The sequence below is a fragment of the Sphingobacterium litopenaei genome, assembly GCF_014692495.1.
In the GTDB taxonomy this organism is placed as follows: Bacteria; Bacteroidota; Bacteroidia; order Sphingobacteriales; family Sphingobacteriaceae; genus Sphingobacterium; species Sphingobacterium litopenaei.
The window spans coordinates 88,679-101,472 of sequence record NZ_JACOIJ010000006.1 but is presented as its reverse complement, the minus strand read 5'-3'; the positions used below and the strand labels follow the sequence as shown (position 1 = coordinate 101,472).

Sequence of the window (12,794 nt, the reverse complement as noted above, 5' to 3'; positions counted from 1 at the left end):
CGGGGTTAAAGTGCTAAATTCAAGGTTCTCCCCTTCTTTTCCGCCAAAAACGAAATTTATTCGTTTTTTATTTTTAATTTAACTCATAAAAATTCGTTTTGGCTCGCCTCGGTGCAAAATCGAAACTTACGGCTTCGATTTCCCCGCCTTCGGCAATACCCAAAACGTTGTTAGCAATCCGCTGCGCTCCTTGCTAACAATGGCTCGGCGACTTACGTCGCTTGCCGTAAGCCGCCGCTTCGCGGACTGCTTACAACAAGCGACTTGGCTAAATAGCTCCGCTTTTGTATCTTCGATACAGCTTCGCTACTTCGCCAAGTCGCCGAGCCATTATGCGTAATTTAAAAACAGACGAACTATGTCAATGACACAAATAGCTTTTATAAGAAAAGCGGACTTACCGACAAACGGACAAATTCAAGAAACTATCCAAAAACTTGGGTATGACTTTAAAATATTGAGTGGACTTGACAAACAAATAGATGAAGACGGACTTGAATGCAACATTAATGGACATCAGACATATTTTGAAACTTATGTTGACATCGCTACCAACACAATAGAAGACAACGAAGCAGATTATATAACAGACATAACCGACCAAGATACAGCGATTTCATTTGTTTGGGGTGCAGACTTTGCTGCAGGTGCTTGCATCGGACTTATTTCTCTTGCTTTAATAGACCATAGTAATGCTTTGATTTACTATATGGACGACCAAATGAAATATTCAAGAGAAATGTTAGTTGCCGACACACCACAATTTCTCGAGGAACTTCAAAAGCAAAGTAGAAGAACAGCAAATCATCAAGAACCTGTTAAACCAAAACAGACAAACACTCAGACTAAAAACACGTTTTGGAACAGACTAAAAAATATATTCAAATAAACTACGCATAACACGGGTTTTGCGTCAGGCGGGCTGACGTGCAAACTTTGGGCTTTGTGCTACTATTAAACTTTTGTAATAAATTGAAACTTTGTGCTCTGAAACCCGCCCGAACGCAAAGCCCGAAAACGTTAGCAATCCGCTGCGCTCCTTGCTAACAATGGCTCGGCGACTTACGTCGCTTGCCGTAAGCCGCCGCTGCGCGGACTGCTTACAACAAGCGACTTGGCTAAATAGCTCCGCTTTTGTATCTTCGATACAGCTTCGCTACTTCGCCAAGTCGCCGAGCCATTGTAGGCAATATAAAAAAAAACACAGCTTAAAAACTAACCTAAAAATTAATGAGAACATTTTTACTTTTAATATTCATATCAGTTTTCTCACAAGCCAATGCTCAGAATGAACTAACAATTAATTATTCTGAAATTAAAGAGAAAATTGAAAACCAAAATTCACCTAATTATTATCCAACTATTTTAAAGAGATATAATAATTTTGACAAGAAATTAACACTTGAAGAATATGCATTATTATATTACGGTTTTACTTTTCAAGAAAATTATTTAAAAAATCAATCGGAAGAAATCGAACTCTCTAAATTAGAAAAAGAAGGGAAATACGAGGAGCTAATTTCCGCTTGTGAAAAATATCTTTTAATAAATCCTGTAAGTTTAAAAGCAAATGACTTAATGGCTTATTCACTTTATAAACTCAACAAACCCGAATCGGAATGGAGAAAATTTCAAGAAAGATATAGAGCACTTAGAAAAGTAATTGTTTATAGTGGAAATGGTTTGACTTGTGAAACTGCTTTTAAAGTAATTAGCGTTTCGGATGAATATGATGTAATATACACTTATTTTGATGTTGAAAATATTAAAAAACAAAGTTTAGTTGGTTTATGTGACAAATTTGAAATTTCTCCAACTGAGTATTATCACTCAGATATAATTTACTTCGACATTTCTCAAAAATTAATACGAAGTGAAAATCTAAAAAAATAATACTGCCCACAACATCGCATTGGCAAAATGGCGGGTTAAGTGCAAAACTCATCTTTTGTGCATTTTATCCGCCGAATGTGGAACACATTCGCTTTTTATTTTGTAAGTTAGCTCTGTGAAAACACATCGGCTACGTTTCAGCTAAATTGAACTTTTCGTCCAATTTATCCGCCACTTCGCTAATACTTTTACGTTATGCACAATAATCCAAAAATGAGCGTACAGATAGTAAATGAAATAGTTGGTCAATATCATATTTCTAAAGGTGTAACGAAAATTGACCTTGAAAATTTAGCTAATAATCCTAAAACACAATCTATTCAATTTGTAAGTCCATTATCTGACGAAGAAATTGAACAATTGGAACTAGTTGTTTTTTCTAAAAGACCAGACATCTCTTTGCGAGTTTATGGGCACTATGGAGAAACTTGTGACTTGTCATTCATTCAAAGAATTCCGTCCTTAAGAAGAATTTCAGCTGACTGTTTAATGGACGTAAAAGGAATAGACGTTTTAACTCAACTTGAGAATTTAGAACATTTAGGAGTTGGAGTATTCAACTTAGATAACTTCGATTTTCTTGACGAAATAAATCCAAACCTTACGGAACTTTATCTTCATCAAACAAGGTCAAAAAAGCCAAAAATAAATAGCCTACAGAAATTTGAAAATCTCGAATACTTGTATTTGGAAGGACAACAAAAGGGAATTGAAACTATAAGCAATTTGAAAAATCTGAAAAAAATTGTTTTAAGGTCAATTTCAACAAACAATATTGACTATCTGAAAAATTTAGAACATCTATGGTCAGTAGACATAAAGTTAGGTGGAATAAAAGATTTAAGTGGTTTGGAAAGTCTTAAATCAATAAAGTATTTGGAACTATGGCAAGTAAGAGACTTGGGAGACCTTTCCTTCATTTCCAAACTGGAAACACTTCAGAACTTATTTATTCAATCCCTAAAACAATTAACGAGACTACCTGATTTTTCAAACAACAAGAAGCTTAGGCGTATTTATTTAGAAAATTTAAAGGGTCTGAATGATTTGTCTTCTTTGAAAAATGCACCAAGTTTAAAAGAATTCATTTATGTTTTGGCGGAAAACCAAGAACCTGAAAAATTAATTCCAGCACTTGAAAATACGTCTATTGAAAGTGTCTTTTGCAAATTTGGTAGTGACAAAAAAAATAATCGTTTTGACGCACTTGCACAACAATATAATAAGACAGAATATAAACACAAACCATTTGTCTATAAATAAAATTACTGTGCATAACATTGGCTTGGCGCAATGGCGGGTTAAGGCTAAAATAAAAGTTTCGGCATTTTATTCCGCAAAAAGCCAATTATATTGACTTTTTTCTCAAATTTATTCAATTAATTGGCTTTTGCTTACCGTTTCGCTAAATTGAAACTTTTCGCTTCAATTTCCGCCACTGACGCCAAGCCCCGAAACGTTAGGCGACATTTTACAAAATAACGCAACATAAATTGAAAATCAGTAAAAAATCACTCTACTTTAATTCTATATTTTTTATTTCACTTATATTAATATTAGTGAATTTGAAAATATATGAAAGAACAATTATTCGATTTGAAATAATTGGCTTTTTCTATCTAATTGGAGTTTTAACATTTTTTGTTTTAATTAATAAACTCAAAAATATAAGTCCTTGGAATAATTTCAATAATTTTATTTTTTGTATTTCTGTAATTGGAAGTTTTTTATCTTTTCTACTTTTAGGTTTTAATTACTTCTTTTCTAGTAATAAAATTAATACGGAAAACTATAGAATTCAAGAAAAAAAGGAAGTTATGTTACCAAAATATAATCGAAGTAAAAAGTCTCCGTTGGCAGTAATAGATATAAATAATTCATTTACTAAAGAAATAAAATTCGGACGAGATCAAATCGAAAACTGGAAAAAAGCAAACTTTGTAGAATTGGATTTATCAAATGGACTATTTAATTTTCAAATAATCAGAAATAAAAAGTTAAAATAAAAACGTCGCCTAACATCGTATTGGCGAAATGGCGGTTTAAGGGAGAGATTGAAAGTTTCTCCTTTTTTTTATCGCAACAGCCTTTTATATTTCCTTTTTTCATAAATTTAGAAAATAATAAAAGGCTGTTGCTTAGCTTAGTGCAAAATTGAAAGTTTTGGCTTTCTAATCCGCCACTATCGCCAATACTTTTTCGTTGTTAGCAATCCGCTGCGCTCCTTGCTAACAATGGCTCGGCGACTTACGTCGCTTGCCGTAAGCCGCCGCTTCGCGGACTGCTTACAACAAGCGACTTGGCTAAATAGCTCCGCTTTTGTATCTTCGATACAGCTTCGCTACTTCGCCAATTCGCCGAGCGGTTGTGCGTCATACTAAGAGTCCCCGTAACCAAGAAAGATAAATGGCAACATTAATACCTTCATACGAGAAAATACTGTCATTAAAGGTAAAACCTGAAGAAGGAGAATTACATTTATTGAAATTTTTGGATTCACATCTTGACGAGTCATTTGAAGTGTATTTCAACCCATTTATGAATGGCGATAGACCAGATATTGTAGTAATGCGAAAAGGTCAAGGTGTTTTGATAATTGAAGTTAAAGATTATGAACTAGACAGCTACCAGTTAGACGACAAAAAGAATTGGAAAGTAAAAAATCAAAATTTCAACATAAAATCACCCATTTCGCAAGCACTTAAATATAAAGACAATCTATTTGAACTACACATTGAAAATTTGCTTGAAAAGAAAATTAAAGACATAAGACATTTTAATATTGTTTCTTGTGCGGTTTACTTCCACAATGCAAATTCTGACAAAATCAATGACTTTCTAATCGAGCCATTCAAGCACGACAAAAATTATTTGACTTTTCTAAAGTATAATATTGACCTTATTGGGAGAGATAATCTAAATGAAATGGACTTCAATGCTCTTCTTATTAATAGATATTTGAAATCAGAACGACCATCTTTTCTTTTTACAGATGATATTTACAATAGCTTTAAAAGATTCCTTAAACCACCAATCCATTTAAAAGAGCAAGGTCAAGATATTCATTATAGCCCTAAACAACTTGAGATAATTTATGATGCCACAAGAAAAGAACAAAGAATAAAGGGGGTGGTTGGCTTAGGCAAAACAACAGTTCTTGCAGCAAGGGCGGTACAAGCGCACAAAAGAACAAAAGGGAATGTTCTAATATTGACCTACAACATTACTTTAAGAAACTACATTAAGGATAAAATCAGTCAAGTAAGAGAAGAATTTGCTTGGGAGAATTTTGTGATTTCCAATTACCACCTATTTATAAACTCTGAATTAAATAATTTGGGTATTCCTGTAAAAGTTCCTGAAGGGTTTAACGAACTTTCTGAAGAAGAAAAAGACCAGCATTTCGAAAAAGAGTACTATTCAAACAAACAACTTTTCGTTGATAACAAAGATAAAATTAAGCCATATAATGTCATTCTTATTGATGAAATACAAGACTATAAAAGAGTATGGATGGAAATTATCAAAGAATGTTTTCTTGCTGAAAACGGTGAGTATGTTTTATTTGGTGATGTCAAGCAAAATATCTACAACAATAAAACGGACTCAAGAGATGTATCAACAAATGTTCGTGGTGTAACCGAACTAAAAAATTGTTTCCGTTCTGATTTTAAAATCAAAGATTTAGCAATATTATACCAAAAAGACATCTTTAAAGACAAGTATGAAATAGATACCTTTAATCAAAAGACACAAACTCTCGAATTAGCATTTGAAAGGAATCAACAAGGAAGTATAAATTATATTTATTTACAAGATGCAGACAGTGTGAGCACTTTGTATACAATCATTCACGAAAATGCTATAAACAAGGATATTCCACCTAATGACATAACTATTTTAGGAAATTCAACCTCGCTTTTGAAAAAATTTGAAGCCTATTATAGATACTCATCAAATGAAAGAACAAACACAATGTTTGAAACATATGAAATGGTGTATCGAATGGGACTTAACTATTTGAAAAACGAAAAACCAGAATGGCTAAAAGAAGGCATTATTTTGATGAATAGACAAAATGATAGAACAGAAACAAAAGCATATAATCAACTTAGTATCCTTTTCACTTTGAACGATTTATTTACCGAATATCCTGATAGATTTAAAGATAAGATGAATATTTATTGTGAAAAATACTCGACAAACTTGGCTAAATTCCAAAGTTATCTCGAAAAATACAAAAGTGAGATTTCTGATTTTAAAAAGGATTTTGGTCCATCAAGACAAACAAGCAATCTTAAAATGATTCGCAACAACAAAAAAATACATTTCCATATGAATAGTGGAACAGTGAAAATATCTACTATTCATAGTTTTAAAGGTTGGGAGTGTGAAACCATTTTTTTAATTTTAGAGAACTTAAATTTTCAAATGACTTTTGACGAAATACTCTACACAGGAATCACAAGAAGTCGAGCAAACTTGATTTTAATAAATTACGGAAATAAAGATTATCATAATAAAATAAAGGGGTTAATTGAACAAGTTAAATAAAGTACGAACGCACAACAGCACCTACCCAAAAGTGGCGGTTCAGTGGTTAAATCAAGCTTTGTGCTTCTATCAAAGTTTGTGCTTGGATGACAGTGAAGTGCTTCGAAATCGCCACCTTCGGGTAGCTGCAAAACGTTGTTAGCAATCCGCTGCGCTCCTTGCTAACAATCGCTCAGTGTAAAAAGACAACGACAGTGAACAAAATGAAGGACAGAAATAAAAAGCCAACCGCACATTCAGGCACATTTGCTTGCCCCAACGAACGGGCGACCGCTTCGCAAGCAAAAGAGCCTGAATTTTTGTCAATGCCTAAGTACTGCGTTTATAGGGTTGGCAGAAGAGAGCCTAGGTTCAATTCGAAGAAGGCTAAAGGTGGGTGTTTGGAGAATGCGGGGCTAAGCCAATCCTGTCATACCGACAAAATCCTTTTATTCTGACTGGAATTTTAATAGCTGTAATGTTTATGTTTAGTATTGAAATGGGTAATTTTATTATTGATCTTTTTTAAAGATAATAGCTACCTATAACACGACTTTTGCGTTAGGCGGGCTGACGTGCAATCTTGGAGCTCTGTGCTTCTAATACACTTTTGTGCAAAACTGAACATTTATACTTCAATTTCCACCACTTCCCGAAGAAGAAAAAGGTTATCAGTCAGGCTATAGGTTATCAGTCAGGCTATACCACTTTTAGATTAACAATCTCCTTTTTCAATAGCAACAATACATTCTGAAAGTAATTTTCTGACATTTTTTAATTGACGAATTTTGCTATCGATTTCATTTATTTTATTTTTTACTACTTCTACTTTCTTATCAATAGAAAGACGATTATTATACCAACTGTCAATCAGCTTTTTAATTTCTGACAGGGTAAAGCCCGCTTCCTTTGCACCTTTTATCATTTCAATTTTTTCTACAATACTTTCATCGTAGTCTTTGTAGTTGTTTGTTTTTACTTTTTCATCAGAAACGCCTTTGAACAAACCATAATTTTCATAGTATCTCAATGTCGGAATAGAGACACCTGTCCGCTTTGATAATTCGTTTATTAACATAATATAGTATTATTGTTGAAAAAAAATATGAAGTATATACCATACTTCATACTTGTAGGTATTAAATATACATCATATTTTTATGGATTAACTTTAAAATCTGCAGGTTATGAGTACAAATATGTTGTAGAAGTATTTTCAATAATTTGAAAAATATTATTCTGATTGACGGGCTGTTTTTTGTTGACGTATGAAATCAATAATAATAAAGTTAAAAAAACAACTTCGGATTAACGTGAGCAAACGGTAGTTGTTTGAATGATAAGAAGTGAAAAAGAATTTTTTAAAAATTTTCAAGAGATTAGTGGTAATAACATTCATCACCATTGGAGCATTGCTTATAGCAACTGGGCTGTATATGCAGCAAGCTAAATTCGGGAAAAGCCCAAGTGGAACACGGCTTGAAAGAATGCAACAATCACCGAATTTTAAAAAGGGGAAATTCCAAAATTTAAATCATACACCTACTCTTGCCGAAGGACATAGTTGGATTAAAGTGCTTTACGAAGCCTACTTAAAAGACAAACCAAGACATAACCCGTCCGACATCATTACTTCCGTGAAAACAGATTTGCTGAATTTGCCAGTTGATAAGGATATTTTAGTGTGGTTCGGACATTCGTCTTACTTTATGCAAATTGATGGAAAGCGAATTTTGGTTGACCCTGTTTTTAGTGGAAATGCTTCGCCAATTCCAGGCACGACCAAATCATTCACAGGTACGGACATTTACACTGTTGCCGACTTGCCTAGTATTGATTATTTGTTTATTTCTCACGACCATTACGACCATGCTGATTATGAAACACTAATTGCATTAAAAGAGAAAACAAAAAAAGTGATTTGTGGTTTAGGAGTAGGCTCTCATTTTGAACATTGGGGATACGATAGTAGTAAAATAATTGAAAAGGATTGGAACGAAAAAGTAGAATTGAATAACGGTTTTACTGCTTTTGTAGAGCCTGCCCGACACTTTTCGGGTAGAGGTTTATCTACGAACAACACTTTATGGGCTTCGTATGTATTACAAACCCCAAGCATGAAAATTTATATTGGTGGCGACAGCGGGTATGACACACATTATGCAGAAATAGGCAATAAATATGGTTCTATTGATTTAGCCATTTTAGACAATGGACAATACAATGAGGCTTGGAAATACATTCATAACCTGCCCAAAGACGTGTTGAAAGCAGCCCAGGACTTAAATGCGAAACGGATTTTTCCTGTCCATTCCTCAAAATTTGCATTAGCAAGTCATGATTGGGACGAGCCGCTAGTTAAATTATCAGAACTTAATAAATCGTATAACATTCCCTTAGTAACTCCAATAATTGGGGAATTAGTTTATCTAAAAGATACTACGCAACAATTTAAGCAATGGTGGTTAGGACTGAATTAGAAAGACCTATTATCTAACGACTAAAAGTCTTAAAACGTTAACACTAAATAAATAATGCTGATCGCGCAGCATCGTATTGGCGCAATGGCGGTTTAAGGGAGGAATTAAAGTTACAACTTTCTATTCGACTAAAGCCAGCTATATTGACTTTTTTCTTAAATTTATTCAATTATTTGGCTTTTGCTTACAGTATCGCTAAATTGATCCCGATATTTATCGGGATGCTTCAATTTCCGCCACTGACGCTAAGCTCAAAAATGTTAGCTGCAACCAATAGAGACAACAATCTAATAACAAGAATTTAGAACTTGGAACAAAAGACTTAACCAATAAAGCAATTGACAGACCATCTTTTAGATAAGTATGGTTCAGAAAATATGCTCGTAACGGACTATTGGGACGCTGACAATACAGCAATTGGACTTGCAGATAAAACAAAAAAATATACAGTTTATATAACTGACAACGGAAGAGTTGACAGTGTGCTTTATGTTTCGCTGTCAAACCCACCATCAACAGAAGAATTTCCATATACACCCTGAGTGACTTTAATAATTTGTCTGCGGAAGAAGTTGAAAAAAATCTTATCAAACATTTAAAACTCATAGAATGACAGCCGAGGATATTAGAGACATAATAAATAGTGAAATAATTGCCGAACCTGATATAAATAATGTATCTGGACTTGACTTAACAAAGTGTTTGATCGAGCCTACAAAACAGAAATATAAAAACGCTAATGACTCTATTAACGTTTACGAATTATGGACTGTGCTTGAAGGAACTGAAGACGGAAATGGCTACAAAATTTATTTTGACGAAGAAACTAAAATGTTCGGACTTGCAATAAATTCTGACAAAGACGAGTTGATTGATATCGGAACTTATGGGACATTTTTGCAAACATTATATTCGATGTGAGATTTGGCAGCAGCTAAAACGGGTTTTGCGTCAGGCGTTTAAGATGAAAATTGAAGTTTAACTTTCTATTCCACTAAAAGCCAGCTATATTGACTTTTTTCTTAAATTTAATCTGTTAATTGGGTTTGCTTATCGTCTCAATAGTTTTGAAACTTTTATGCTTCGAAATTCACCTCTGAAGCCAAGCCCCGCAGACATTATGAATCATATTCCAAAAGCCAAAATGAACAAAAAATTGATATATCTAATATTCGTATTAACGCTAAATTTTTCTTGCGTTGAAAAGAAATCTACCAAAATAGAAACTATCAATCCCGAACCGATCGCAACTTCAAAAACTGATACTTTAAAATTTACTTCTGCAATACGTGCTATTTTTCAGGACAGTAAAGGCAATTATTGGTTGGGAAGTCATAATGAAGGTGTAAGCTTTTATAATGGGAAATCATATGATTATTTTACAACAAAGGAAGGGTTATCCGACAATCAAATTCGATCTATCCAAGAGGATGAGAATGGTAGAATTTGGTTTGGAACTGCAAACGGAATAAGTGTATATGAAAAAGGGAAGCTTACTAATTACCCATCTAAAAATAACAATGGAATATTAGATTGGAATAAAACCCATGGAGATTTATGGTTTTATGCTTGGGAAGAAGATGGAATTAATCGTTTTGACGGCATAAATATGAACTATCTGATTTTTCCAAAACCCAAAAATAAACAACCTGATAAATCTTATGGTGTTACGGGTATCTCAAAAGATAAAGACGGTAAAATTTGGATTGCAACTTATTCAGCATTATTTAGTTATGATAACAAAATGGTAAACATCTTTGATGCTGAAAAATTAAAACTAAAGGATAATGAGCAATTGCATATAAGAACTGTATTAGCCGATTCAAAAGGTCGGATCTGGATAGGAAATAATGGAATTGGCGTTTTGCTAATTGAAAATAATTCCATCATTAATTTTTCTGAAAAGAATAATTTAATCCACCCAACAAGCACCAGAAGAGGAGGTAATAAATCACTACCCGGTACGCTTGAACACCCTTTTGCTATAGAAGAAGATTTGGATGGCAATATTTGGTTTGGTGATTTATATACTGGGGCTTGGAAATATGACGGTCTAAAGTTTACCAGCTATTCAATTAGCGATAATCCATCTAAACCCATGATTTGGACCATTTATAAAGACAACCAAAACAATTTGCTTTTTGGAATGGCCGATGGTAATATATTTAAGTTTAACGGAAAAACTTTTGAAAAGCAATTTAAGAATTATGAAGTCAAACAGTAGTTTTTAAAATTGGGTGGATTACTTGTTAATTGAACATTCTTTTCAAATCAACTTCACTAATAAATTGTGAACTATATGCTCCGAGATCCGCTATTTCTCCAGCACTAAAACTTTAAAGTCAATTTTATTGGAAGTGTAAAATACTAGAAGGCGCCTTAAAAAATCATCTTTTCTAGAATAATAAATTATATCCGCTATATTTAGATGTTTTTTCCAATTAAAATCTATACATCAAATTTCGGATCGTCCTATGGTTGTTCAGTCGCACAGCATCTACCGTTTGATTGCTATTATCAGTCTAGTGTGTCTCGTGACTGTGCAGTTTAAGTTGATATACAATACGTTCGAATTAACGAACAACCAATATTATCTCAAAGAAAAGGATATTATCAATCAACATTATAGCGCCCAGATTCGTAACGATAAATTGTTCCCTGGTGCTCAAAAAATTATCGATAGTCATATTATGCCCCGTATGGCACTCTTTCAAAAGTTGTACGAAACTGATAGTGAAGCTTATGAGAAGACATTAGCTCAGGTATGGAAGGAGATGGTCGCTGAGTTGCGGTTGAAGCAAAACATGGATACGATTTTTCCTAATATGATCGAGAAATACCATCTCAGTGACAAACTGCGGTATGGGCTATACATTGAGCATTTGAGTCTTTCGTTTGATGGCGTAAATTATGTTCCCGTTTTCTTGCCAAGTGTCAAAGGTATTACTCCTTCTCATCCAAATGGTGATATGATAGCAGGCACGCTGAATAAAGTAGATAAGCAAAGTCAGGTGTCTGGATATACGGTTAGTGCGCATACGAAGAATTCCTACCAAATAACATTTATGCTGTATGTAGATCAGGAAAATAGACAATTACAAATTTTTAAGGCAATGCTTCCTACATTTATGCTATCGCTGTTAACCATAGCGCTTGTGGTCGGAATTTATTTTATTACTTATCGCAATTGGATGAAGCAGAAGAAATTGACCGCGATGACCTCTGATTTTATCAATAGTATTTCGCATGAATTTAATACGCCCATAGCAACTATTTTGGTAGCTAACCAATCTTTGGAAAGCTCAGTTAATGATAATGATAGAACCAAATCCAGAGATTTGATTGCTGTTATTAAGCGGCAATCCTTGCGTTTGAAGAATCTTATCAATCAATCGCTGATGATTTCTCAACTTTCTAGTGTCAATTTAGAAAAGAAGCGATATTACCTGCCTTCAGTACTGTTGGAGTTATTAGAAGATTACAGTTTAAAATTAGATAGCAATGTCTCTATTGTTCCTGATTTGCAACATGAGGTCAATGAAGTGGAATTGAATAAATTTCTTTTTACCACGATGATATACAACTTGCTGGATAATGGTATTAAGTATAATACTTCCAAAGAAAAGATTATCCAAGTAAAAGTGTATTCTAAGGAGCATTTTGTGTTCGTTGAGATACAAGATAATGGTGTGGGAATAGATTTGCAAAACTTAAGGCATATCTTCAAAAAGTTTTTCCGCGGCAAAGAACGTGTGGAAGAAGGAGGACTAGGTCTTGGTCTATTTTATGTACAACAAGTGGTCAATCTGCATGGGTGGGAATTGCGTGTGGATAGTGAGGTCGATAAGGGAAGTAGTTTTATTATTAAGATTAACGCAAAGAAATAAT

Annotated in this window: 11 protein-coding genes; 10 read left to right on the top strand and 1 reads right to left on the bottom strand. The window is 33.7% G+C overall.

Annotated features, from left to right (window positions below):
* The first annotated feature begins 358 nt into the window (after positions 1-358).
* The 5 genes from H8B04_RS05170 to H8B04_RS05150 all read left to right on the top strand — a co-directional run bounded on the left by H8B04_RS05170 (position 359) and on the right by H8B04_RS05150 (position 6,447).
* Positions 359-889, top strand: coding sequence for a hypothetical protein (locus H8B04_RS05170; RefSeq protein WP_190301677.1), 531 nt, complete (start codon positions 359-361; stop codon positions 887-889).
* Between the two features lie 341 nt (positions 890-1,230).
* Positions 1,231-1,893, top strand: coding sequence for a DUF4919 domain-containing protein (locus H8B04_RS05165; RefSeq protein WP_190301676.1), 663 nt, complete (start codon positions 1,231-1,233; stop codon positions 1,891-1,893).
* A gap of 195 nt (positions 1,894-2,088) precedes the next feature.
* Positions 2,089-3,156, top strand: coding sequence for a leucine-rich repeat domain-containing protein (locus H8B04_RS05160; RefSeq protein WP_190301675.1), 1,068 nt, complete (start codon positions 2,089-2,091; stop codon positions 3,154-3,156).
* A gap of 230 nt (positions 3,157-3,386) precedes the next feature.
* Positions 3,387-3,899 (top strand): hypothetical protein, encoded by a 513-nt coding sequence (locus H8B04_RS05155; RefSeq protein WP_223815283.1) that lies wholly within the window; start codon positions 3,387-3,389, stop codon positions 3,897-3,899.
* A 400-nt stretch (positions 3,900-4,299) separates the two neighbouring features.
* Positions 4,300-6,447 (top strand): nuclease-related domain-containing DEAD/DEAH box helicase, encoded by a 2,148-nt coding sequence (locus tag H8B04_RS05150; RefSeq protein ID WP_190301673.1) that lies wholly within the window; start codon positions 4,300-4,302, stop codon positions 6,445-6,447.
* A gap of 694 nt (positions 6,448-7,141) precedes the next feature.
* Here the strand turns inward: H8B04_RS05150 and H8B04_RS05145 are convergent.
* Positions 7,142-7,504 carry a MerR family transcriptional regulator gene (locus H8B04_RS05145; protein ID WP_165291678.1) on the bottom strand — a complete coding sequence of 121 codons (363 nt, stop codon included), beginning with the start codon at positions 7,502-7,504 and terminating at the stop codon, positions 7,142-7,144.
* A gap of 268 nt (positions 7,505-7,772) precedes the next feature.
* Here H8B04_RS05145 and H8B04_RS05140 point away from each other — a divergent pair, with 268 nt between their 5' ends.
* The 5 genes from H8B04_RS05140 to H8B04_RS05120 all read left to right on the top strand — a co-directional run bounded on the left by H8B04_RS05140 (position 7,773) and on the right by H8B04_RS05120 (position 12,793).
* Positions 7,773-8,906 carry an MBL fold metallo-hydrolase gene (locus H8B04_RS05140; RefSeq protein WP_317166115.1) on the top strand — a complete coding sequence of 378 codons (1,134 nt, stop codon included), beginning with the start codon at positions 7,773-7,775 and terminating at the stop codon, positions 8,904-8,906.
* A gap of 338 nt (positions 8,907-9,244) precedes the next feature.
* Positions 9,245-9,448: a hypothetical protein gene (locus H8B04_RS05135; protein ID WP_165291677.1), complete on the top strand. Its 204-nt coding sequence runs from the start codon at positions 9,245-9,247 to the stop codon at positions 9,446-9,448.
* Between the two features lie 67 nt (positions 9,449-9,515).
* Positions 9,516-9,827 (top strand): hypothetical protein, encoded by a 312-nt coding sequence (locus H8B04_RS05130; RefSeq protein WP_165291676.1) that lies wholly within the window; start codon positions 9,516-9,518, stop codon positions 9,825-9,827.
* Positions 9,828-10,026: 199 nt separating this feature from the next.
* The gene (locus H8B04_RS05125) at positions 10,027-11,130 is read left to right on the top strand and encodes a ligand-binding sensor domain-containing protein (RefSeq protein WP_223815282.1); all 1,104 of its coding nucleotides are present in this window, start codon (positions 10,027-10,029) and stop codon (positions 11,128-11,130) included.
* A gap of 250 nt (positions 11,131-11,380) precedes the next feature.
* On the top strand, positions 11,381-12,793 hold the full coding sequence (locus H8B04_RS05120; protein WP_190301672.1) for a sensor histidine kinase: 1,413 nt from the start codon (positions 11,381-11,383) through the stop codon (positions 12,791-12,793).
* Position 12,794 lies beyond the last annotated feature (1 nt).